Origin of the sequence: Flavobacterium sp. P21, assembly GCF_050632225.1 — a bacterium.
Taxonomy (GTDB): Bacteria; Bacteroidota; Bacteroidia; order Flavobacteriales; family Flavobacteriaceae; genus Flavobacterium.
In genome coordinates this window covers 3,764,013-3,788,517 of sequence record NZ_CP192585.1, presented here as the reverse complement: position 1 = coordinate 3,788,517, position 24,505 = coordinate 3,764,013, and the positions used below count along the sequence as shown (strand labels likewise).

Annotated in this window: 20 protein-coding genes and 4 pseudogenes; 22 read left to right on the top strand and 2 right to left on the bottom strand. The window is 33.3% G+C overall.

The genetic code is table 11. The features are described 5' to 3' along the window. The first annotated feature begins 5 nt into the window (after nucleotides 1-5). Both ACQ9BO_RS18990 and ACQ9BO_RS18985 read left to right on the top strand, forming a co-directional pair. Nucleotides 6-242, top strand: a complete 237-nt coding sequence (locus ACQ9BO_RS18990) for a hypothetical protein (protein ID WP_431242012.1) — start codon at nucleotides 6-8, stop codon at nucleotides 240-242. 313 nt (nucleotides 243-555) lie between these two features. Then, nucleotides 556-2,406, top strand: coding sequence for a rhamnogalacturonan lyase (locus tag ACQ9BO_RS18985; RefSeq protein ID WP_431242011.1), 1,851 nt, complete (start codon nucleotides 556-558; stop codon nucleotides 2,404-2,406). A gap of 307 nt (nucleotides 2,407-2,713) precedes the next feature. On the opposite strand, the gene ACQ9BO_RS18980 is transcribed toward ACQ9BO_RS18985, so the two are convergent. Continuing rightward, the gene (locus ACQ9BO_RS18980) at nucleotides 2,714-3,754 is read right to left on the bottom strand and encodes a GntR family transcriptional regulator (protein ID WP_431242010.1); all 1,041 of its coding nucleotides are present in this window, start codon (nucleotides 3,752-3,754) and stop codon (nucleotides 2,714-2,716) included. 387 nt (nucleotides 3,755-4,141) lie between these two features. Here ACQ9BO_RS18980 and rhaT point away from each other — a divergent pair, with 387 nt between their 5' ends. The 13 genes and pseudogenes from rhaT (at nucleotide 4,142) to ACQ9BO_RS18915 (ending at nucleotide 18,814) form a co-directional block, all read left to right on the top strand. Next, nucleotides 4,142-5,212 carry an L-rhamnose/proton symporter RhaT gene (gene rhaT, locus ACQ9BO_RS18975; RefSeq protein ID WP_431242009.1) on the top strand — a complete coding sequence of 357 codons (1,071 nt, stop codon included), beginning with the start codon at nucleotides 4,142-4,144 and terminating at the stop codon, nucleotides 5,210-5,212. A gap of 27 nt (nucleotides 5,213-5,239) precedes the next feature. Then, nucleotides 5,240-7,383: pseudogene (locus ACQ9BO_RS18970) on the top strand (bifunctional aldolase/short-chain dehydrogenase). Nucleotides 7,384-7,719: 336 nt separating this feature from the next. Further along, nucleotides 7,720-8,995: pseudogene (locus ACQ9BO_RS18965) on the top strand (TIM barrel protein). A 79-nt stretch (nucleotides 8,996-9,074) separates the two neighbouring features. Beyond that, entirely contained in the window at nucleotides 9,075-10,403 is a 1,329-nt protein-coding gene (locus tag ACQ9BO_RS18960) for an FGGY-family carbohydrate kinase (protein WP_431242008.1), read from the top strand. A 208-nt stretch (nucleotides 10,404-10,611) separates the two neighbouring features. Beyond that, nucleotides 10,612-11,349 (top strand): (Fe-S)-binding protein, encoded by a 738-nt coding sequence (locus tag ACQ9BO_RS18955; RefSeq protein ID WP_431242007.1) that lies wholly within the window; start codon nucleotides 10,612-10,614, stop codon nucleotides 11,347-11,349. Nucleotides 11,350-11,476: 127 nt separating this feature from the next. Then, nucleotides 11,477-12,847 (top strand): glycoside hydrolase family 28 protein, encoded by a 1,371-nt coding sequence (locus ACQ9BO_RS18950; RefSeq protein ID WP_431242006.1) that lies wholly within the window; start codon nucleotides 11,477-11,479, stop codon nucleotides 12,845-12,847. A 23-nt stretch (nucleotides 12,848-12,870) separates the two neighbouring features. Continuing rightward, a pseudogene (locus tag ACQ9BO_RS18945) lies at nucleotides 12,871-14,256 on the top strand (lactate utilization protein B); the annotation flags it as partial. A 6-nt stretch (nucleotides 14,257-14,262) separates the two neighbouring features. Next, nucleotides 14,263-14,850 (top strand): LutC/YkgG family protein, encoded by a 588-nt coding sequence (locus tag ACQ9BO_RS18940; RefSeq protein WP_431245162.1) that lies wholly within the window; start codon nucleotides 14,263-14,265, stop codon nucleotides 14,848-14,850. A 155-nt stretch (nucleotides 14,851-15,005) separates the two neighbouring features. After that, nucleotides 15,006-15,476 carry a hypothetical protein gene (locus tag ACQ9BO_RS18935; protein WP_431242005.1) on the top strand — a complete coding sequence of 157 codons (471 nt, stop codon included), beginning with the start codon at nucleotides 15,006-15,008 and terminating at the stop codon, nucleotides 15,474-15,476. A gap of 231 nt (nucleotides 15,477-15,707) precedes the next feature. After that, a complete protein-coding gene (locus ACQ9BO_RS18930; RefSeq protein WP_431242004.1) occupies nucleotides 15,708-16,046 on the top strand; it encodes a hypothetical protein in 339 nt (112 codons plus the stop codon). A gap of 763 nt (nucleotides 16,047-16,809) precedes the next feature. Then, nucleotides 16,810-17,016, top strand: coding sequence for a hypothetical protein (locus ACQ9BO_RS18925; RefSeq protein WP_431242003.1), 207 nt, complete (start codon nucleotides 16,810-16,812; stop codon nucleotides 17,014-17,016). Nucleotides 17,017-17,589: 573 nt separating this feature from the next. Then, nucleotides 17,590-18,108: a hypothetical protein gene (locus ACQ9BO_RS18920; protein WP_431242002.1), complete on the top strand. Its 519-nt coding sequence runs from the start codon at nucleotides 17,590-17,592 to the stop codon at nucleotides 18,106-18,108. Between the two features lie 550 nt (nucleotides 18,109-18,658). Then, nucleotides 18,659-18,814, top strand: a complete 156-nt coding sequence (locus ACQ9BO_RS18915; RefSeq protein ID WP_431242001.1) for a hypothetical protein — start codon at nucleotides 18,659-18,661, stop codon at nucleotides 18,812-18,814. Between the two features lie 131 nt (nucleotides 18,815-18,945). Here ACQ9BO_RS18915 and ACQ9BO_RS18910 read toward each other — a convergent pair whose 3' ends face one another. Then, nucleotides 18,946-19,365 (bottom strand): hypothetical protein, encoded by a 420-nt coding sequence (locus tag ACQ9BO_RS18910; protein ID WP_431242000.1) that lies wholly within the window; start codon nucleotides 19,363-19,365, stop codon nucleotides 18,946-18,948. A gap of 373 nt (nucleotides 19,366-19,738) precedes the next feature. Here ACQ9BO_RS18910 and ACQ9BO_RS18905 point away from each other — a divergent pair, with 373 nt between their 5' ends. The 7 genes and pseudogenes from ACQ9BO_RS18905 (at nucleotide 19,739) to ACQ9BO_RS18875 (ending at nucleotide 23,776) form a co-directional block, all read left to right on the top strand. Further along, nucleotides 19,739-20,371 (top strand): ligand-binding sensor domain-containing protein, encoded by a 633-nt coding sequence (locus tag ACQ9BO_RS18905; RefSeq protein WP_431241999.1) that lies wholly within the window; start codon nucleotides 19,739-19,741, stop codon nucleotides 20,369-20,371. After that, the gene (locus ACQ9BO_RS18900; RefSeq protein ID WP_431241998.1) at nucleotides 20,317-20,628 is read left to right on the top strand and encodes a hypothetical protein; all 312 of its coding nucleotides are present in this window, start codon (nucleotides 20,317-20,319) and stop codon (nucleotides 20,626-20,628) included. Before ACQ9BO_RS18905 ends, ACQ9BO_RS18900 begins: the two co-directional genes overlap by 55 nt. Beyond that, nucleotides 20,556-20,834 (top strand): two-component regulator propeller domain-containing protein, encoded by a 279-nt coding sequence (locus ACQ9BO_RS18895; RefSeq protein ID WP_431245161.1) that lies wholly within the window; start codon nucleotides 20,556-20,558, stop codon nucleotides 20,832-20,834. The genes ACQ9BO_RS18900 and ACQ9BO_RS18895 overlap by 73 nt, the downstream gene beginning before the upstream one ends. Nucleotides 20,835-20,884: 50 nt before the next feature. Further along, a pseudogene (locus ACQ9BO_RS18890) lies at nucleotides 20,885-20,938 on the top strand (hypothetical protein); the annotation flags it as partial. 243 nt (nucleotides 20,939-21,181) lie between these two features. Further along, nucleotides 21,182-21,835: a two-component regulator propeller domain-containing protein gene (locus ACQ9BO_RS18885; protein WP_431241997.1), complete on the top strand. Its 654-nt coding sequence runs from the start codon at nucleotides 21,182-21,184 to the stop codon at nucleotides 21,833-21,835. After that, nucleotides 21,832-23,664, top strand: a complete 1,833-nt coding sequence (locus ACQ9BO_RS18880; RefSeq protein WP_431245160.1) for a response regulator — start codon at nucleotides 21,832-21,834, stop codon at nucleotides 23,662-23,664. Before ACQ9BO_RS18885 ends, ACQ9BO_RS18880 begins: the two co-directional genes overlap by 4 nt. Next, on the top strand, nucleotides 23,567-23,776 hold the full coding sequence (locus ACQ9BO_RS18875) for a helix-turn-helix domain-containing protein (protein WP_431241996.1): 210 nt from the start codon (nucleotides 23,567-23,569) through the stop codon (nucleotides 23,774-23,776). The genes ACQ9BO_RS18880 and ACQ9BO_RS18875 overlap by 98 nt, the downstream gene beginning before the upstream one ends. Nucleotides 23,777-24,505: the final 729 nt, after the last annotated feature.

The following is a 24,505-nucleotide window of genomic DNA, read 5'->3' as shown; positions in this document are numbered from 1 at the left end:
TGAATATGCCAGAAAAAGCAATTGATGCTTTGTTCATGAACGTAACAACAAATACGTATTTAAAAAACGGACATAATTATCAAGCCGAAAGATTAACATTATATCTTCCTGGAAATGGCGGATTATTAACTGCTGTTGCTATGATGTGTGCCGGCTGGGACGGAACGACAGAAGAAAATCCGGGTTTCCCAAAAGATGGAACTTGGAAAGTGCAAAGCGAGGGATTTAATAAGATGTTTTGATCTCTAAGTTACTAAGATGCTAAGGTTCTAAGTTGCAAAGGTTTTTAGCCTAGTTTGTCATTCCGAGGAACGAGGAATCACACACGAAACTCGACAAAGATTGGTGATTTACTGAATGAAAGTTCAGTTTGTCATTCCGAGGAACGAGGAATCTCCGCAAGAAGCTCGACAAAGATTGAACTCTCGTTGCGGAGTTACTCGTGGAGATTCCTCGTTCCTCGGAATGACAAGAAGACGTGAAAATCAGTGTCAACCCGTCAAAACCCGTATCATCAGTGTTCCACTAACAATCCAAAATAAAAAATAACCAATCATGAAAAAAATAACTCTATTAATATTATCACTTTTATCAGTTTCCATTTTTGCACAAAGGCAAATGGAAAATCTCGACCGAGGCCTTATCGCCGTAAAAGAAAAAGGTCAGTTTTTTATTGGCTGGCGCGTTTTAGGGACTGATCCTGATAATCTTGCTTTTAATTTATATCGAAAAAGCGGTACTAAAAAAGCGGTCAAATTAAATGATAAACCAATTTCTGGAGCGACTAATTTTGCAGATACAAAAGCAAATCCGCAAGAAGAAAACACTTGGTTTGTAAAAACAGTTTTGAAAGGAAAAGAATCAGATGCCAAAGGAAGTTTTACGATTCCAGCTTCAAGTCCTGATAAAGATTATTTAGCGATTCAATTAAAACAAATTGAAGGATATACGGCAAATGATCTTTCAGTTGGAGATTTGGATGGCGACGGAAAATACGATTTGATTGTGCATATGACTGGAAAAGCGCATGATAATTCGCATACGGGAATTACAGATCCACCTATTTTTCAGGCTTATACGTTAGAAGGAAAGTTTCTTTGGCAAATCAATTTAGGGAAAAACATTCGCGAAGGCGCACATTATACACAGTTTATGGTGTACGATCTGGACGGCGACGGAATTGCTGAATTGGTTTGCAAAACTGCCGATGGAACTACAGATAGTCAAAACAATGTTGTTGGCGATGCCACAAAAGACTGGGTGGATCGAGAACCTAATTCCGGAACGTATGGAAAAATTTTGAAAGGACCAGAATATCTTTCTGTTTTTGATGGAAGAACTGGAAAGCTTGTTACAACAGTCAATTATATTGCTGAAAGAGGCGATCTTGCTGGCTGGGGCGGACATGGTGGAAGCGGTGGAAATGATACAAAAGGAAATAGAATTGATCGTTTTACTGCTTGCGTTGCGTATTTAGATGGCGTACATCCGAGTGTAGTAATGTGTCGAGGTTATTATGGAAGAACGGTTCTAGCCGCTTGGGATTTTAAAAACGGCAAATTGACTTCGAAATGGGTTTTTGATAGTAAAGATTCTGAAAATCCGTATTCTGGAATGGGGAATCATAATCTTACAGTGGCTGATGTTGATAACGATGGTAAAGATGAAATCATTTACGGATCAATGTGTGTGGATGATAACGGAAAAGGTTTATATACAACGGGTTTCAGACATGGCGACGCAATTCATGTTTCCGATTTAGATCTTGATCTTCCGGGTCTTGAAGTTTTTGGGATTCATGAAATTGAAAATGGTACGACAGGCCCAGGAGTTACAATTTTTGCGACAAAAGACGGAAAAGTATTGTTTACAGGTTCTATGAATGAGGATGTTGGAAGGGGAGTTGCAGATAATATTGATCCAGAGCTTAAAGGAGCGCAGTTTTGGTATTCTGGTTCTCCAGATTTATATGATATGAAAGGAAAAGTTGTCGGAAAAGCACCAAGTTCAATCAATTTTTTGATTTATTGGGATGATGATACTTCACGAGAATTGCTAGATTCTAATCATATTGATAAATACAACAAAGGAAGATTGTTTACCGCAACTGGCGCAGTTTCGAATAACGGAACAAAATCGACTCCGGCACTTTCTGCTGATATTTTGGGTGACTGGCGTGAAGAACTAATTTTAAGATCTGAGGATAATAAAGAACTGAGAATTTATTCGACCACAATTCCAACCAATGTTCGACAATATACTTTAATGCACGATCCGCAATATCGATTGAGTATTGCATGGCAAAATGTTGGTTACAATCAGCCTCCGCATACTAGTTTTTATATGGGAAAAGATATGAAACCGGCGCCTAAACCGAGTATAATTTTGGTTAAAGTTTCAAAGTAACAAAGTGACAAAGTGACAAAGAAGCAAAGGTTTTTAAATTTTGTAATCTCGCAAAGACGCCAAGTCGCAAAGTTTTTTATGAATAGCGTCCAGCTTTAGCTGGATGAAATTATGTATTTGCAAAAATGGCTTTAGCTAAAATGTTTTTTTCGGCTAAAGCCATTCAAAATTGACTTTATGAAACCTCCAGCTAAAGCTGGAGGCAATTAATATTTGAAATTAAAACTTTGCGACTTGGCGTCTTTGCGAGATTAAAACATACAATTTTAAAAAACTTAGAATCTTAGTATCTTAGCAACTTAGCACCTTAAATAGAATTCCGATCAATAAAATTAAAAGGTACTTTGTATTCTCCTTTTTCCTGATTCAAAATCATTCTGGCGGCGGTTTCTCCCATAACATTGAAGTCGGTTGACATAACAGTGATTCCTAATAATTCTTTTAAAGGGGTATCGTTATATGAGATTACGCCGATTTCTTTTCCTAAAATAAATTCTTCATCACGAATTTGCTTCATTAAATTCACCAAGTCTGATTCTTCAATAGTGATAAACAAATCGCCTTTTTTCAGAATCATATCATCGTAAACTTCACTCAGAATCTCAAAATTGATTTCGTGTTCGACACAAAACTTTCTGAATCCGTGTAAAATTCTTCTCGGATAAGGATAAACCGCCTTTTCAGGATAAACCAAAATCAGCCTTTTATATTTGGTGATTTTTGATAAACCTTCTTTCAGTGCATTATAAATATCATTCTCAAAATCTTGATAAATTTTAATGATTTCGCCTTCCATTTTTAGCTTAATATTGTCCATGATGACAAGCTTTTCTTTCGGAATTCTTTCAATTGCTTTTACAACATCATCAGTAAAACTTAAATGCTTTAATTCATCTGTTTTAAAATGCGTTGTAATGACATAATAGTCATAGGCGCCTTCAAATTTATCTAGTAAGTTTAAAAATAAAGTTTCATCACAGTGATAAATATGCAAATCCGTATGTGCATTTGCACCTACGGTGTTGATGAAAGAATTATAAGTTTTCATCTTGTAGGCACTCAGTTTATTAAATAAAAAGAGAATATTTACTTTCGATTCGAGTTTTGTACGAGTAATATAATAGCCTTTTCCTCGGATAGAAGAAATGATTTTTCGCTCTTTTAAGATATTATAAGCCTTTTCAACCGTATCACGAGACATATAAAATTCTTCGCTAAAGCTATTTATTGAAGGGATTTTTTGGTTTATTTTTAGATTTCCGTTCGCAATATTCTGCAAAATTGAATCTACAATTTGCTTGTATTTTGGAACCCTAGAATCTTCGTCTATTTTGATAAGTTTAATCATTTTGTGGCTTTGTTGATTATGGCGATTACTTAATAGGTTTAATTTTGAATTATAAATTGTGTAGAATATTTTGGGTCTAAAGCTTTCAAATAGGCTTAATTGTTATTTTTCTCACAAAAGAATCAGAATTAAATAAGGCTAGTTTTATATTTTTTGAGATTTCATTGTTTATCGATGTTTGAGGATATAATAATTACGAAATCGATTGCTAAAATAGAAATTTTAAATTTATTTTTCTACTTAAAAAGTGTTCTTCTTCGCAATATTCTTCGGTTTTAACATAATTCCTAAAACCATAAAGGATAGTACAGGACAGTTTTCTTTTTTACATTCTCTTATTTTACAAAACCAGATTAACTATCAATAACCACAAACTAAATTTAATTAATGGAATCATTACTAGGTATTATTTTTCACTCCATTGGAGGTTTCTCTTCGGGCAGTTTTTATATGCCATTCAAAAAAGTAAAAAATTGGGCTTGGGAAAGCTACTGGCTTGTAGGAGGTTTTTTCTCTTGGTTAATTGTACCGCCTATTGCCGCTTATTTGACTATTCCAAATTTTACCGAAATTATCGCTACGGCCGCACCACAAGTTAAAGCATTAGCCTTTACAATGGGATTAATTTGGGGAATCGGTGGACTTACTTATGGTCTTGGTGTTCGCTATTTAGGAATGTCATTAGGAAACTCGATCACTTTAGGATTCTGTTCTGCTTTTGGAGCTTTGATTCCGCCAATTTATTATCATTTTAATGCAGTAGAAGGAAAAGAATCAATTAGTGATATGTTTTCGAATTCTGGTGGACAAATGGTTTTGGCTGGAGTATTAATATGTATTATTGGTATTGCTATTTTAGGAAAAGCAGGAACACTGAAAGAAAAAGATTTTGCTACAGGTCACGAAGACAAAGATAAAGATTTCAGTCTGGTAAAAGGGTTGATTATTGCCATTGTATCAGGTATTTTGAGCTCGTTTTTTAACTTCGGAATTGAAGCGGCTAAACCAATGGCTGATGTTGCAAATGAAGCTTGGAAATTGGCAAACCCAAATCAAGGCGAATTTTTGTTCCAAAACAATGTAAGCTACATTATTATATTATGGGGTGGACTAACGACCAATTTTATCTGGTGTATCTATCTGAATTTCAGAAATAAAAGTTTTTCAGATTATACAAATACAAATACGCCAATTGCTAAAAACGTTCTGTTTTCTGCAATTGCGGGAACAATGTGGTTTTTGCAGTTTTTCTTTTATGGTATGGGAGAAAGCAAACTTGGCAATGGCGCAAGTTCATGGATTCTGCACATGGCAACCATTATTTTAACGGCTAATTTATGGGGATTCTATCTAAAAGAATGGACAGGAGTTTCTAAGAAAACAATTCGAACTTTTTCGTGGGGAATTGCATTAATGATGCTTTCGATTGTGGTAGTCGGAATCGGTAATTCATTATAAAATATAAACTAAAAATCAAACAACCAAATGTCGAATATAAATACAACTAATATGAATTTTAAGCACGTAAGCTATCTTTGGGATGACTCTAAAGCAAAAGAATTAGCTGGGGATGAAGTAGCGCTTTTTATTTATCGCTCTAACTTACTTGGAGCCGATTTAAGATTGACAAACTACGGAGGAGGAAATACTTCTGTAAAAATAACAGATAAAGATCCATTAACGGGCGAAAGCTCTGAGGTCATGTGGATTAAAGGTTCTGGTGGAGATATCGGAACATTGACAAAATCAGGCTGTGCGGCACTTTATTTAGACAGATTACGCAATCTTGAAAATGTGTACAGAGGAATTGAATTTGAAGATGAAATGGTAGAATTGTTCAATCACTGTATTTTTGACTTGGCTTCTAAAGCGCCTTCAATCGATACACCTTTACACGGATTTTTGCCTTTCAAACATATCGATCACTTGCATCCAGATGCTTGCAATTGCAATCGCCATGCACTAAAGATGGTAAAAAAATCACAGAAGAATTATTTAATGGTGAAATTGGATGGGTCGGCTGGCAACGTCCTGGTTTTGACCTTGGTCTTCAATTAAGAAGCTGTCTGGAAGAAGCTGAGAAAAACGGAAAAAAACTTAAAGGAATCATGTTAGGTTCTCATGGTTTATTCACTTGGGGAGACACTGCATACGAAAGTTATATTAATACGCTGGAAGTAATCGAGAAATGTGCTGAATACTTAGAAAGCAACTACGGAAAAACACGTCCAGTTTTTGGAGGTCAGAAAATTGAAAGCCTTCCAGAAGCCGATCGTAAATTGAAAGCGGCAAAAATAGCTCCGATTTTAAGAGGTTTCTGTTCGTCTGAGCGTCATATGATTGGACATTATACGGATGATGCAAGAGTTTTGGAATTCATTAATTCTAATGATCTTTCAAAATTAGCACCGTTAGGAACTTCTTGTCCAGATCACTTTTTAAGAACAAAAATCAGTCCGCTGGTTTTAGAATTAGATCCAAACGAAGATTTGTCTGATGTTGCTACAATCAAAACAAAATTAACGCCTGCATTTGAAGCATACCGTGCAATGTACAAAGACTATTACAATGCATGCAAAAAATCAAATTCACCAGCAATGCGTGACCCAAATCCGGTTGTGATTTTATATCCTGGAGTTGGAATGTTCACTTTTGCAAAAGATAAAACAATGGCGCGTTTGGCGTCAGAATATTATATCAATGCGGTAAACGTAATGAAAGGTGCTGAAGCAGTTTCAGAATATACTTCATTGCCTCACCAAGAAGCATTTGATATTGAATACTGGTTATTGGAAGAAGCAAAATTACAGCGTATGCCAAAACCAAAAGCATTGTCTGGCAGAGTAGCTTTAATTACAGGTTCTGCTGGCGGAATTGGTAAAGCTATCGCTAAGAAATTTGCTCAAGAAGGCGCTTGTGTGGTAATCAATGATATCAATGAAGAGCGTTTAGAATCAGCTACAGCTGAGTTTGTGAAATTATTTGGTAAAGATGCCGTTTCAAGCACTTTATTGAATGTTACTGATTCTGACAGTACTGAAAAAGCGTTTGATCAAGCTTCTCTAGCTTTTGGTGGTGCAGATATTATTGTGAACAATGCGGGTATCAGTATTTCTAAATCTATTGCAGAACACACTTTAGAAGAGTGGGACAGATTATATGATATTTTGGTAAAAGGACAATTTATTGTTTCTAAAGCCGGAATCGAAGTAATGCGTAAACAAGGTTTTGGAGGTGATATCGTAAATATCGTTTCTAAAAATGCAGTGGTTGCGGGTCCAAACAATCCTGGTTACGGTTCTGCAAAAGCGGCTCAAGCACACTTGACACGTTTAATGGTCGCCGAATTAGGTGCAGATAAAATCCGTGTAAATACGGTAAATCCAGACGCTGTAATCTCAGATTCAAATATCTGGTCTGGCGGATGGGCAGAAGGACGTGCAAAAGCATATGGCGTAACAGTTGAAGAATTGCCAGCTTATTATGCAAAACGTACCTTATTAAATGAAATTATATTGCCAGATGATATCGCAAATGCATGTTTTGCTTTCGTTGGCGGTTTATTAGGTAAATCTACAGGAAACGCTCTAAATGTTGATGGCGGTGTCGGAATGGGCTTTTACAGATAGATTGTTTAGTTTTTTTAAAGTTTGTTAAAACAAAGGTGGTTTTTTGTAATCTAACGTTCGGAACTTTTTGAACGTTAGATTTTTTAAAATTAAAGAACTAAAAAAACAAATAAGATTAAGGGAAATATGCGAAGTAAAGTTAGTTTAGTATAACTGATTTTTTAAATTAAGCTTAATTTTCTTTTCACCATTAAGATATTAAGTAATTTAAGCCAATCTTTACGAACTTAATCTCTTAATGGTAAAACAAACAAGCAAACTTGTTTTGAAATAAATAATAACCAAGAGCGCAATCGATATAATGTGGTAAATTGTGCGCTATTAAAATAAAATGCTATGTTAATTGAATCAAACAATATTGCATCTCATAATGAGGGATTGCTGAAAAAACATCAGAATAAATTTGCTTTTACAGCATCAGAAATAGAAAATGCAGAATCAATAATTCAAAAATTAATTGATTTTCAAATTGCAATTCCGTCTTGGGCTTTAGGAACTGGAGGAACTAGATTTGGACGTTTTGCAGGTGGAGGAGAACCTCGTTCTTTAGAAGAAAAAATTGAAGATGTAGGTTTGCTTCATAAATTAAATAATGCTTCTGGAGCTATTTCGCTTCACATTCCGTGGGATATTCCAACAGATTATAAAGCGATCAAAACGTTAGCAAGCACAGCACGGATTAAAGTTTGATGCCATGAACTCAAATACGTTTCAAGATCAAGCCAATGCAGAACATACTTATAGATATGGTTCGCTTCAAAATGTAAACAAAGCAGTTCGTAAACAAGCAATTGCACACAATATTGAAGTTATCAAACACGGAATCGAATTAGGTTCTGACTCGTTAACCGTTTGGTTGGCTGATGGATCAAACTTTCCAGGACAGTTAAACTTCAGAAAAGCATATCAAAATACATTAGAAAGTTTAGAGGAAATCTACGATGCATTGCCTTCAAACTGGAAATTATTCTTAGAATACAAATGTGCTGAACCAAACTTTTACTCTACAACAGTTGCTGATTGGGGGCAATCATATTCATACGTTCAAAAATTAGGAGATAAAGCAAAAACCCTTGTTGATTTAGGACATCATTTGCCAAATGCAAACATTGAGCAAATTGTTTCTATTTTATTAATGGATAATAAATTAGGTGGATTCCACTTTAATGATTCAAAATACGGAGATGATGATTTAACAGCTGGAGCTTTGAAACCGTATCAATTGTTTTTAATTTTCAATGAATTAGTAGAAGGAATGGATGCAAGAGGAATGAATCACGCCAAAGATTTAGGCTGGATGATCGACGCTTCGCACAATATCAAAGATCCTTTAGAAGATTTATTGCAATCTGTTGAAGCAATTATGATCGCTTACGCACAAGCACTTTCTGTTGATAGAAAAGCTTTAGAGCAGGCTCAGGAAGAAAATGATGTGGTTAAAGCACAGGAAATTCTTCAAAATGCTTTCCGCACAGATGTTCGCGCATTAGTGGCTGAAGCTCGTTTGCGCTCTGGAGCCGCTTTAAATCCAGTTGAATTGTATCGTTCGCTTGCTGTTAGAAGCAATTTAATTGGAGAAAGAGGATTAAAAACAATGGCAACGGGATTATAATTATAAATTATTAATTGTTAATTATAAGTTATGAATCCAAAATTAACAATTGATAATTAACAATTTACAATTAAAAAAAATGAATGTAGTTGCAATTTTTGATATTGGTAAAACAAACAAAAAGGTTTTTTTATTTGATGAAAATTACAAGATTGTCTGGGAAAAATCAGTAAATCTTGACGAAACGACTGATGAAGATGGTTTTCCTTGTGAAGATATTGACGTTCTGAAAAACTGGATACTCGATCGATTATCAGAAATAAAAGAGCTGACCAGCTATGTTTTAAAAGCAATAAATTTCAGTACATACGGCGCTAGTTTTGTGTACATTGATGAAAACGGAAAAGTTTTAACTCCTCTGTATAATTATTTGAAAGATTATCCAGAGGAATTAAAAAAAGCGTTTTATAGCAAATACAAAGGCGAAGAGATATTTGCAGTCAAAACGGCTTCTCCGGTTTTAGGAAGCTTGAATTCTGGAATGCAGATTTACAGACTTAAAGAAGAAAAACCAGAACTTTTTGAAAAAGTAAAATATTGCCTGCATTTACCGCAATATTTGAGTTTTCTGCTAACAAATGAGGCTTTCGCAGATATTACAAGCATTGGCTGTCATACCAATTTGTGGAATTTCAAAAAAATGAAATACCATAAATGGCTTCAAAACGAAGGTATTTCAGAGAAAATTCCGCCGTTGCATTACGGAAAAGATGTTTTGAAAAAAGGTGATTTGTCAATAGGAGTTGGCCTTCACGATAGTTCATCTGCAATTATTCCATACACAATCAACTTTACAGAACCATTTGTTTTATTATCGACCGGAACTTGGAGTATTTCTTTGAATCCTTTCAATAATAAACCGTTGACTTTTGAGGAACTGGAAAAAGACTGTTTGTGCTATATGCAGTACACTGAAAAACCTGTAAAAGCGACAAGATTGTTTTCGGGCAACGAGCATGAAGTACAAGCTAAAAGATTAGCGGCTCATTTTAATGTTCCGTTTGATACTTTCAAAGATGTTTATTTTGATAAAAATATTGTAGCAAACTTAAGAGCACTTCATTTTCAGATTCTTTATCCAAAGAAATACGATTTTGATATTCTGAAAGAATGTCCTTTTCAAAAAAGAGACCTTTCTACTTTCAAGAATTACGAAACCGCTTATCATCAATTGATGTTGGATTTAGTCGAACAACAGGTTTTTTCGACTAACTTATTGATACACAATAGTCCTGTTAAGAAAATTTTTGTGGATGGAGGTTTCAGCAAGAATTCTATTTTCATGAATTTATTGGCAGAAGCATATCCTGATGTTGAAGTATATGCGAGCATCGATGGCGCAGGCAAGCGCTTTAGGTGCGGCGTTGGCCATTCACGAAAACTGGAATCCAAAACCAATTCAAAATGATTTAATCGATTTGAAGTTTTATAAACATTAATAATTGATAATTTCCAATTAATAATTGACAATTGATAATTATCAATTAAAAATTAATAAACTGTATTTTGCAACGCAAGTTTGTTATTTCAAATCTCCCTTCGGTCGAAGTGACAAAAAATGAGAATAAATCCGCTTGATCTGCTAAATCTGCGGGCAAAAAATAAAAGAATAAAAAATGAAAATCGGACTTTTTATACCGTGTTATGTCGATCAGTTTTATCCAAAAGTTGGAATTGCAACCTATGAGCTTTTGCAGAAATTAGGCTGTGATGTTCATTTTCCAATGGGGCAAACCTGCTGTGGTCAGCCAATGGCAAACAGCGGTTACGAGCACTTAACGAAAGGTTGCAACGCTAATTTTATTTCCAATTTTGCAGGATTTGATTATATCGTTTGCCCATCAGGGAGCTGTGTTTTGCATGTAAAAGAGCACTTGCATGATGACAAATTAGAAGTTGTCGCGACAGAAATGCGTAAAAAAGTTTTCGAATTAACAGAGTTTATTACTGATATTTTAAAAGTAGATCATATACAAGGAAGTTTTCCATACAGAGTCGGGATGCATCAAAGTTGTCACGGTCAACGAGGTTTAAAGCTTTCGCAGATGTCGGAACTAAACGCACATTTTTTCTCAAAACCACAGCAATTGCTTTATAAAATAAAAGGTTTGGATTTAGTTTCTTTATCCAGAAAAGACGAATGTTGTGGTTTTGGAGGAACTTTCTGCGTTACCGAAGAAGCCGTTTCTGTAAAAATGGGACAAGACCGAATAAAAGATCATGAAAATCAAAATGTCGATTATATCACCGGTGGAGACATGTCTTGTTTGATGCATTTGGAAGGTATTTTAAGAAGACAAAATAGTCGAGTAAAAACCATTCATATTGCCGAAATATTAAATACAATGACCTAGAAATATTGGCCACAAATTTTACGGATTAAACTGGTTTACGCTGGTTTAATTTTATCAGTTGATTAAAAAAATCTGTAAAAATCGGTTTAATCCGTAAAATCTGTGAGCCATTTTTAAAAACATATTCATGAAGAAAATTGCACTTTGTTTCATCTTATTTCTTTCCATCATCTTTTTTTCATTCAAAAAAGATCCGTCTTCTGTGACGCAAACAGAAGTTGTGGTAAAAGCACCTTTTGAAATGCCGGCAATCAAGATTCCTGATTTCAGCAAATGCAAGAAATTTTCGATTGTTGATTTTGGAGCAGTAAAAGGCGATAAAGAAAAAACTTCTGAAGCAATTTCTAAAGCCATTTCAAAAGCCAATAGATCAGGTGGAGGAATTGTAGTAATTCCGGAAGGCGAATGGCTGACTAAGAAAATCCATTTTAAAAGCAATGTAAATCTGCATTTAGAAAAAGGTGCGGTTTTGCTTTTTTCTGAAGATCCAAAAGATTATCTGCCAGCAGTTCGATCCACTTGGGAAGGTTATGAATGCTACAATTATTCACCCTTGGTTTATGCCTATCAGTGTAAAAATATTGCCATTACAGGTGAAGGCGAATTGAAAGCAAAAATGGATGTTTGGACAAAATGGTTCGCACGCCCAAAAGCGCATATGGAAAGTCTGAAAAGATTATATTATTTGGCTTCTTACCAAAAACCTGTGGAAGAAAGGCAAATGGTAAATGATACGGCAAATTTGCGTCCGCATTTTATTCAGTTCAATCGTTGTCAAAATATTTTAATGGATGGCGTTAAGATAACGAATAGCCCATTTTGGACGATTCATCCGTTTTTGTCAAAAGATGTTGTGATCAGAAATCTTCAGGTTTATGCACACGGACATAATAATGACGGTGTTGATCCTGAAATGTCTCAAAATGTATTGATCGAAAATTGCGTTTTTGACCAAGGAGATGACGCGATCGCAATTAAATCGGGTTGTGGAATAGATGCTTGGACACTAAACACGCCTTCAAAAAACATTGTAATGCGAAATTGCACCGTAAAAAATGGACATCAATTAGTGGCAATTGGAAGTGAACTTTCAGGTGGAATTGAAAATGTTTTTATTGATAATTGTACGGTCGTTGATGGTGCAAAACTAAATCATCTTTTATACATCAAAACTAATGAAAGAAGAGGCGGTTTTGTAAATAATATTCACATGACAAATATCAAATCAGGGAAAATTGATGCCGGAATTTTAGGCATAGAAACTGATGTCTTGTACCAATGGCGCGATTTGGTTCCGACAATTCAACGCCGACTTACGCCAATAAAAAATGTATATCTGGAAAATATAAAAGCCACAAATGTGAAGTTTATTTCAAGAATTCAAGGACAGAAAGAACTTCCGGTAGAAAATATTTTCTTGACTAATGTAACTGCTGAAAATGTTCAAGGTGAAAAAGCAATTCATGAAAATGTAGTGAATTTTGTCAGCAAAAATTAATTAAGCATTTTAAACTCTAAAAAATGTCTTCAAAAAAAACAATAGAACATAGTGAAGCAGCAGCGCGTTTTAATAAAGATGTTGCCCGAGTAAACTGGCATGACGAGACGCTTTGGTTTGTTAGAGAAAAGCGCGACAAATCAGCGCATCAGATCGCGGATTGGGAATTATTGCGTGAAACAGCTTCTGGCATTAAAAACAATGTACTTTCAAATATTCATGATTATTTAATTGAATTTGAAGCAAATGCTCAGAAAAACGGCATAAAAGTACATTGGGCGACCGATGCCAAAGAACATAATGAAATTGTGCATTCTATCTTAGTAAAACACGATGTTAAGCAGATGGTGAAATCAAAATCAATGCTTACAGAAGAATGTCATTTAAATGAATATTTAGCTGAAAATGGCGTAGAAGTTATCGATTCTGATTTAGGAGAATATATTGTCCAGCTTCGTAAAGAACCGCCAAGCCATATTGTTTTGCCGGCAATCCATCTTAAAAAAGAAGATGTAAGCGAAACTTTTCATGAACATTTGGGCACAGAAAAAGGTAATTTTGATCCGCAGTATTTAACCGAATCGGCGCGACAACAACTTCGTGATACATTTTTGACTCGAAAAGCGACTTTGACTGGAGTTAACTTTGCCATTGCTGAAACGGGTGAATTTGTAGTTTGTACCAATGAAGGAAATGCTGATATGGGCGCGCATTTAGCCGATGTTCATATTGCTTGCATGGGTTTTGAAAAGCTGATTCCGAAAAGAGAACATTTAGGCGTTTTCTTGAGATTGTTAGCTAGAAGCGCAACAGGGCAACCAATCACGACTTTTTCAAGCCATTTTAAAAAGCCAAGAGACGGAAAAGAAATTCATATTGTAATCGTTGATAACGGCCGAAGCACACAATTAGGCAGAGAAGATTTCAGAAATTCGTTAAAATGTATTCGTTGTGGCGCGTGTATGAATACGTGCCCAGTTTATAGAAGAAGCGGTGGACATAGTTATCATAATGCCGTCGCAGGTCCAATTGGTTCTATTTTGGCTCCAAATCTCGATATGAAAAAGAATGCCGATTTGCCATTTGCAAGTACACTTTGTGGTTCGTGTACCAATGTTTGTCCGGTAAAAATCGATATTCACGATCAATTGTATAAATGGCGTCAGGTTTTGGTTAAAGATGGTTATACACCAACAGCCAAAACAATTGCAATGAAAACAATGGCGACCGTTTTGGCAAATCCGACGGTTTTTAATATCGCAGGAAAATCGGGCCGATTTGTAATGAAAAACATTCCAGGTTTAGTGAATAACAAAATGAATAAATGGTACGATCAGCGCGAAATGCCTGCAGTTCCAGAAGAATCGTTTAGAGAGTGGTACAAGAAAAATTCAAGAGAAGCAAAAGAAAAAACAATGAGCAGTAAAGCCGATATATTACGTAAAATAAAACAGAATCAGCCTGATTCTGTAACCGCTTTGCCAGACTTAAAAGTTTTAGGTTCTGAAAATTTTGATGTTTTAGAAACGTACAAAACGGTGCTAAAAAACATAGGCGGAAATCCTATTGAAGTTTCAAATTATGAGGAAGTGATTTCGTATGTTAAAAAGCATTACGATCTTCAAAAACGCATTGTAACAACACTTCCAGAACTTTCAGAAATAGCCTCTTTAGATTGGACAAATGACGATCCGCATTCGCTTAAAAACATTGAATTGACAATTGTGAAAGCGCATTTCGGTGTTGCTGAAAACAGTGCACTTTGGGTTACGGATGATATTCTAGGACAACGTGTTTCTCCTTTTATAGCGCAATATTTGGCCATTATAGTAGATAAAAATAATATTTATCCAACGATGCATCAAGCATATGAAAAAATAGGAAATCAAGAATATGGTTTCGGAACTTTCATCGCCGGACCTTCAAAAACAGCTGATATTGAGCAGTCTTTGGTTTTGGGTGCGCATGGCGCTAGAGGATTGATTGTTTTTTTGTTGGGTTAAATTTAGATTTTAATAATATAAACTGTGTAAAGGTTTTTTGGCTTTTATGCAGTTTTTTTGTTTTAGTAATTTGAGATTTTTCTGAAACCTTTTGAAGTTTTATTTTATATTTGATTAAAGTACTATCTGTTTATTAGCAAAATGCTGTCAGTGAAATGAGTAAGATTAAATTACCGAAAAGGATGGGAATTAAAAGAATAATTTTATTAATAATTGTATGCTTTTATTTTGGAAGTTGCTTCCAATTTAATGGAGAAAAGATAGAAATAAATTACAGAGATAAAACTATTAAAGTCTTGTCGGATGATTATATAATCGAATCTATATTGATGAAAAATCATCAATCAAAATATTATCTTTTGGAGTTGAAGGATACGTTAAAAGGAAGTAATACCATTAATTTAAAAGATAAATCTCCTGGTTATAATATTGTTGTTGATAGTTTGGATTACTATTGCTCAATAAAACCTGATATAGATTCGCCTGGTGTATGGGTTACAATTATAAAAAAGGGGTTTAAAAATGATGGTGATCATTTTAAAGAAATGCAATATTTTAATTTTAATAAATTGCCTTGTAACTCAAACATAATTGATACAATTGTAGCAAGCAATCCTTATAAATAAAGATAGTGATTATGCCAAATGATTATTCTTTTAATTCGATACGAAATTATTCAGGTCTAGAAAATGATTTAGAAGTGGTTTTGTTAGATTTGTTTTGAGAATAAACTTTATTCTTTTTATAGAACATCAAAAACAATTGAAGGCTTTTGATTTACGTTGTGTCCAATCTTTGTGGGCACAGATTGCAAATCTGCGCTAACGGTTGTATAACAAAATATACACGCAATAAACATGAAAAAAATAATTCTATTAACAGGATTTCTGATGATGTTAACTTCTTGTAGTAAAGATGTTTATGGGAAATATAATACTAGTTACTCAAAAGATAAAAGTGCTTTTTTTCAAATAATTTTAAATTCTGACTATACTGTTGAAAAGACTGAAATTCATACAATAAGTATTTTTGCTAAAGGAAAATATATTTTAAAAGATAATCAAATTATATGTTTTTTGGATTCAACAAAAAATGGTTTTCCTTCAGACACTCTTATGTTTAAAATAAAAAGAAATAGACTTTATTTTACAAAAAACGGAATTACCAATACAAATTTTTATTTAAAGAAAGAATAAATATACGTTTGCGCAGATTTGCAATTTGTGCTCGTGCAGTAAGACCATTGCTATTCAGAACACTTTGTAGACCGCAGTTAATAAAAGTTGCTAAAAAAACTTTTTATAAGCAAACCTTTATTAAAACTAAAAACGTAAGATTTACTCTTACACATCAGCCATAAAATCAAAATTTTATGAATTGATTTTTGCAAAATACCCCAGCTCTCCGAAGAGTTCTAAACTTCAATTGAAAAGTCTGCGCAAATGTCTCTGACTTTGCGCAATTTTTTTGTTATTTAGAAATTATAGTCTTCTTAAAAGTCTCCTGACTTTTTTCTATATCTTATTTAATGCCTGATGTAATATTATTTAAGATATGGAAATTATAATTTGGTTTTAATTTATATTTGGTTAAAAGTCGGAGACTTTGAGAAGTTTTACGTTTTGATACTGATTTAAATGTCGGCGCAAAGTCGGAGACATTTGCGCGCCGGTGGAGTTGAATACTTTGTGGAGCTGGGTAATAGTGCAGGGGACGCATTTGTAGGCGAATATTTCAAATGGCAAGTAGAAACAGTTTCTAATGTAGTACCAAATACAATTAAATAAAATGAAAAAAAATCAAAAATACTAGCAATACTAATCATTTTTTCCATTATAATTTTTATCATATTTGGGCAACTAAAAAGTTATAGATATGAAAAAGAATTACTAAAAGATGGAAAAGTAACAATTGGAAAACTTGATAGTATTGAAGAACATCCTAAAAGAACTTATTTGCATGTATCATATTATATTGGCAAAAAAAATTATTTCTTTTGAAAGTGGCTTACACAAAAAAGTATCTCCAAAAGACATCGGCAAATTTTATAAAATAAAATATCTATTAAATTCTCCTGAAATAATTAGGGGAATTTACTCTGAACAGATTATCGATAGCACGGCAATATTAAAAGCAGGTTTTTCAAAAAAGGATATTGAAAAATAAGCTTATGTATTATTTGATAACACAATATCAGATTCACAATCCCCCGCTCTCCGAAGAGTTCTAAACTTCAATTGAAAAGTCGCGCAAATGTCTCTGACTTTGCGCAATTTTTTTGTTATTTAGAAATTGTAGTCTTCTTAAAAGTCTCCTGACTTTTTTCTATATCTTAATTAATGCCTGATGTAATATTATTTAAGATATGGAAATTATAATTTGGTTTTAATTTATATTTGGTTAAAAGTCGGAGACTTTGAGAAGTTTTACGTTTTGATACTGATTTAAATATCGGCGCAAAGTCGGAGACATTTGCGCGCTGTTGCAGTTGAATACTTTGTGGAGCTGGTTCTTGATAAAGTAAACGATATTTATCCAATCTTTGCAGGTACAGATTGCAAATCTGCGCTAACGATTGTGAAAAGAAGAACTGCGCGATCGGGATAGAATTTTAGATTAAAAATATACTAAACTGTGTAAAGGTCTTTTTTTGACTTTTATGCAGTTTTTTTGTTTTGTGAAATTTGAAGCTAATAAATTTTATATTTGAGTGGATTTATTTGAATTCGTTAAAAAAATATGACAAAACTAATTATTCGTTTTTTTCTAATATTGACAACAAGTGTTATTTTATTTAAGTTTAATTATTTGAATTATTATGACCTTATAATTGCAACTTTACTGCTGATAGGTTTAATTTTAAACTACAGAAAAAATGAAAATGTTGCTGAAGTGATTTCTAATTATTTTTATTGGCCAATAATGATGTATGTAATTTTTTTGCATACCAAGATTAGTCTTTTCAGTTTTATTGATGCTTTTTTAATTCTTTTGTGCTTTAAAACACTTGTTTTATTTTTGAATTATTTCAAGTATAAAAAAGTAGCTGTTGTTAGTTCATATTTAAGTAAGATTTGGATTTTTGTTTTTTATTTGTATTTAACTGAAATCATCATTAATAGTACTCATGGTTTTAAAAGTTTATTTTATGATATCGGAATAATTTCGTCAATTGAAACGATTTTAATTATTCTAAAAAATAGAGAATGGAAATTAAACACTTTCAGTATTTGGGACGTTAAACTGAAACATAAATGAGAGATGAAAATTTAGTTTGCACGATCGGGGCGTTCGTACCAGCTGAGGATATATACACAAATAGATAAAGAATAAATCATGATACTAAATATAATTTTACCATTAGCAAGTATAATTATTGGTTTTGTTTATTCAAAATGGTTATATAAAGTAAACAATGGTTTTTTCAGGAAAAATGTTGGTTTGTTTTCCAATTCAAAAGATTTGCAGGGTTGGTCTGCGGCTCTAATACTTATTATAGCAGGCATTTTATTTCTCTTAAAAGGCATTTTAAGTTATATGTGATGATATTACTATTTAATGCCAGCGCCAGTAGAGGCAAGCTCGGAAAAAGTAAATTAACTTAATAAATAAAATAGATGTTTTTTAGAATTTTGTTTTTGGTTCTACTAAGTCTTTTTTCATGCCAGCAAAGAGAAACTTTTACTAAAGAAAAATTGATTGGGAAATGGAAAACTATAGATGAAGAACAGTCACCTATATTCCTTGAAGTCAATGAAAAAAATGTTTTCAGAATAGAAAATGAAAAAAAATAATTTATAGTAATTATTTGATTTCTGGAGATACTTTAATATTAGTAAATTCTAAATTTAAAGAAAAACATTTAATTGTAATTTTAACTGAAAGTAAGTTGAGATTTGGCGCAGTCAATCCTTATGAAAAAGACATTGAATTGATTGATGCAGTTGAATTTGAAAAGAAATAATAGTGAATTGAGCCTGAGTTGACAAGAGATTCTCGCTCTTGAAAAGAAATTACCAATTAAAAACTTTGAAACAGTATTAGAATAAAAAAAGCAAAATAGATATACTATTTTGCTTTTTTTATTTCAAAATCTTAATAAAGCATTTGTGCCAATGCCGATGCAGAAGAAGCTGATTTGGGCAACAAAGAAGTCAATGTTGTAAATTGTGCGGGAGTGATGTTCTTTTTCATTTTGGTAAGGAAAGATTCTCTGTTTGCTGTCATTTTTGAGGTGTAGCCAGCTTTATCAGTCGCCATTGTTGGCAAAATATTTTTCTTTTTGTTCAGCGTTTCATTTACCAATGAATTTACAATCGGTTTTTGAGCATCGGTTAATTTCAACTTCGGATTCAATAATCCCATAACTTGATTAGAAATACTGGCAACATCAAACGAAGGAACTGCTGTCTGAGATGCCTTGTTTGTCGCTTTCGTAAGATCTCCTACACTTTGCGCATTTGCGAGCGTAATGGTTCCAAACAAAACCATTACAAGTAATACTCTTCTTTTCATAATATTATTTTTAAGTTGTTGGAATATATTAAAGGTAAAAAAATATTGATTCAGAAAGTAGTTTTTTGATTTAAGTATTTGAAAGTATGTTGTTTATGTTTTTTTTTAAATGCTTTTAGAATAGCGTTTTCAAAGGTTTAATATTTATGTAAAAATATCCTCAAAGTTTGTCATTACATGACAATATTGTGTGAAAAAGAATGTTTCAGTACTAAAAAAAATATAAGCAAACCTTTACTAAAAATAAAAACGTAAGATTTACTCTTACACATCAGCCATAAAATCAAAATTTTATGAATTGATTTTTGCAAAATTGCCATAAATAGGCTTATAATTGTGGTTTCTACACAAATTCCAAAAAAAGCATACTATTTTGAAGCATTTTGTTCTGTATTTTATACTGTTATTTGGTTTCACTTCGCTGAGTTTTGCGCAGGATAATCCGGTGAAATTTCTTGATATTTCTGACGGTTTGTCGAACAATTCGGTGACGACTATTTTTCAGGACAGCGACGGTTATCTCTGGTTTGGGACTTACGATGGATTGAATCGTTACGACGGTTACAATTTTAAAGTTTTTAGAAACCGAATCAACGACAAAAAATCACTTTCATTTAATGCCGTTTATAATATCGAAGGCGATTTCAGAAAAAATATTTGGGTTGGAGGCGCAAACGGAATCAGTATTTACAATAAATCGACTGTTGCTTTTCATCCAGCGGAATATCTTTCATCCAATAAAAAGAAAATTCTAAACGATATTATTCATCAGATGCGCTCGGTTTCTGAAAATCTGTTTTTGATTGCTTCGCAGAGTTTAGGTTTAGTTAGTTTTGAAAATGGCTCTTTTGTTGGAAAACAAATTCCGCTTACGGTTTTGGGCAATAAAATCAACATCAATAATTACGATGCCATTGCCATTCAGGAAGATAAAAAAATAATCATTCGTGGGTGTATGTTCGTAATGTTGGAATTTGCAGTTACAGTTATTCGGCTAAAACTTTAAAAGCCGTTTTTTCGCTTGCGAAAGAAGTAAAAGCCATGAAATTAGCTTCTGACGGAAATCTTTGGTTGGGAACAGATGAAGGTCTTTTTCTGTTCAATACCAAAACAGGCATTATTTCAGCTAATTATTTTTCGAATAAATGTAGTGTCACCGATCTGTTGGTAGACAAGAAAAAGAACTCTGGATCACGACTGATGGCTGTGGCATTTACAAAGTCATCGGAACAAATAAAAAAGCCATTCCGTTCAATAGCGTAAATGAAAACCAGCTGGCAAAAAGCAACTCGGTTTGGAGCTTATATGAAGACAAAGACGGCAATAAATGGTTTGGTTCGCTTCGTGGTGGCATTAGTATGTTGAGCAATACTCCAAAGTATTTTAAAAACATTCGTTACAATGCTAAAAATCCTGCCGAGAACTTTATTTTATCTTTTTGCGAAGATGAAAAAAGAATCTTTGGGTAGGAACAGACGGCGCCGGATTAAAATATTGGAACAGAAAAAACAATACTTATATAAACTACGGAAACAAACTTTCGAGTCCGTTTATTACAGGAATTGTTCGAGATAATAATAACGAAATCTGGCTTTCGACCTGGGCCGGTGGTATCAATAAAATTAACCCAAAGAACAATTCGATTACACAATATTCGTGTTATAATCCATTTACAAAACAAGTTGAAAAGAATATTTGGTTTGTTTACAAAGATTCGAAAGCTAATATTTGGGCAAGTGCGACAAATGAAGGTGCGCTGTATTTTTTTGACCGAGTTAAAAACAGTTTTCAACTTTTAGATAAATCAATAACCAATTTGCAATCGCTGACTGAAACCAGTGACGGAAAACTTTGGGGCGGAAATTATACTAGTTTATTTTCAATTGAAAAAAGCACCAAGAAAATCAAAAAGACTTTCATCGGAAATACAGTTCGATGTATTCATGAAGATAAAGACAAAAATCTTTGGCTAGGAACACAGGAGGGCGGACTTTTATTATTTGATCGAAAAAGAAATAAATTTAAAAGATTGACTACAGACGACGGTTTGCCATCGAATACCATTTTAAGATTGCTTGAAGATAAAGAAGGCAATTTGTGGATGAGTACGTATAATGGAGTCTGCAGATTTGATAAAAAACAACAAACTTTTAGAAATTTCTCTGTCAATGATGGTTTACAGAGCAATCAGTTTAGTTTTAATGCCGGAGTTGAATTGTCAACTGGAGAGTTTCTTTTTGGCGGAATCAACGGTTTCAACATCTTTTTTCCAGAAGCCATCAAAGGATTTAATCAGAAGAATAATCTATTGCTTTCTGATTTTTCTGTGAACAATCAGTCTATTGAAGAAAGCAAAGTTGAAGTTTCAGAAACGGATTCGGGTAATTTGAAAAAGTTAGTCTCGATTACGATCAAACGGCTTTATCGCTTGAATTTGTTGCACTTGATTACAATAATGCCGACAAGATAAATTATGCCTATTTTTTAGAAGGCTGGGACGAGCAATGGAATTATGTGGGTCAAGCCCGAAAAGCAAATTATTCAAGATTACCAGAAGGGAATTATACTTTCAAGGTTAAAACAACCAATTTTAAAGGAGGCTGGAATAAAGAGGTCAGTTTGGTTTCTATTCAAGTTTTACCGCCTTGGTACAGAACTTGGTGGGCTTACACCTTGTATTTGTTTGCAATTGCAGGTGTACTTTTTGTGTATTTGGATTACCAAAAAAACAAAGAAAAACTTAAATATAAAGTCAAAATTGCCGAATTAGAAAGCAAGAAAGAAAAAGAAATTGCCGAGAAACAGTCGTCAATGTTTACGTATATCTCGCATGAGTTCAGAACGCCGCTTTCGCTGATTATAAATCCGCTGAAAAAAGCCGTTCAGAAAGAACGTGTTGAAAACGGATCTTCAGGAAGCGATTTGGCCATTGCGCATCGAAATGCTAGACGACTTTTGAGTTTGGTCGACCAGCTTTTGCTTTTTAGAAAAGCTGAAAATGATGCCGATTCACTCCGATTATCTCCTATAAATGTCAATAAACTTTGCAATGAAGTGTATCAATGTTTTGTAAATCAAGCGAAAGACAAGAACATCAATTACAATTTTGAAATTCCTGAAAATGAAATCGAGATAATTGGCGATTATGAAAAAATCGAAATTTCGTTATTCAATTTAATGTCAAATGCTTTTAAATACACGCCAATTGGTGGCGAAATAAATTTGAAGTTGACCGAAACCAATTCTGATGTTGAAATGGAAATTTCAGACAGTGGAGAAGGAATCGATAAAGCAGATATTGAAGTAATATTCGAAAAATTCAAGCAAATCAATTCTAAAGTTTCGATAAGTACAGGTTTTGGAATTGGTCTTTTTATTGTGAAATATTTTGTCGATAAACACAAAGGAAAAGTGAGCTGTAGTAGTGAAATTGGAAAAGGAAGTATATTTAAACTAACATTTCTGAAAGGAAGCAGTCATTTTGAAAATGCTGTGATCACAAATGATGTCCAGCAAAGAAGCCAGCTTTTTGATGAATTGAATATTGACGATACTGAGGAGAATAATGCGGTAAATACTCAAGTTTCTGAAAGTGATTTCCAGACTGTAATGCTTACCGAAAAACGAACCATTTTAATTATTGACGATAATGATGATATCAGAAATTATCTAATTAAAATGTTTTCGGAAAATTATATGGTTTACAGCGCTGAAAATGGAGAAGAAGGCTTAAAACTGACGAAAAAACACATGCCAGATTTAGTAATAAGCGATATTACTATGGAACAAATGGATGGCTTGGAATTGTGCCGAAAAATAAAAGAAAGCAATGACCTATCACATATTCCAGTTATTTTATTGACAGCTTCCAAAAATCCTGAAACGCATTTGCAAGGAATCAATGATGGTGCTGATGATTATATCATGAAACCTTTTGATGATGAAATTCTGGTTGCACGCGTAGAATCGTTATTAAAAAACAGAAGCAATCTGCGAACTTATTTCTTAGACAGCATTACGCTAAAAGAAAATACACAGAAAGTTCCGGCAGAATATCAATTCATCTTGAAAAAGTGTATTGATATTGTAGAAGCCAATATTCATAAAAAAGATTTTACAATAAAGACTTTCGCTCAGGAAATGGGAATGAGCCATAGAACACTTTATACCAAAATCAAGATTATTTCGGGGCAGACTTTAAATGCTTTTATTCGATCACTCCGGATTCGAAGAGCGACTGATGTTAATGCTTACCGAAGACATGAATATTGCACAGGCAAGTGCCGAAGTTGGTTTTGAAGATCCTAAATATTTTAGACAACAGTTTGTGAAACTTTTTGGAATGACGCCTTCGGAGTATATTAAAAAATACAAGAGCTCTTTTAATTCCGATTTGAATATTATCGGTTAAAAATCATTTTCAGACTTTACATTTTCTTAACGACTCAATTGCATTTTGCGAATGAGAGTGTGTTTTTTTGAAAAATTTCAAACGTTTTAGTCCTAAAACAAAGAATATTTTAATGATTGCAGATTATGTAAAAATATTCGGTTATTTTTTAATACTCTGTAAATTTTAATACGAAATAATAATTAATTACAATTTTGACCTCCTTTTTTTCCATTTTACCCCTCCTTAGAAGTATGATTTAAACATTTCTTTGCACCGATAGTAATAGATTAAGTTGTATTACTGTGTAAAATTATAAGTGTTATTTTTTTGATAAGTTTTTTAATCAGTTTAAAGAATTGAGCCTTCTTTAAAATACGATTGTAAGAGTTGGTTTTACGTATTACTTATCTGGCCCAGGCATGAAAATCGCGGGTCAAAAAATAAAAACTTAACTGTTTAGAAAAAGAAAAAAAAGGAAATATTAATCAAACTTTACTAACATGACAAAAACCAAACCACCGATTTTTCAGTGTCATTTTCTTTCTCCAAAAAGGAAAGGACAATTTGGATCTTCAAAAATGAGTCTGACTCATTTATCTAAACAATCACTTTACGCTTAAAAAAACAAACTAACCTAACCTTAAAATTAAAGAAATGAAAAAGAATAAATTTTTATTTTTTCTTGCCGTTTTTGCCATCTTCTTTGCAGGATGTCAAAGCAATGATTCAGATTTTGCTCCCTCTGAT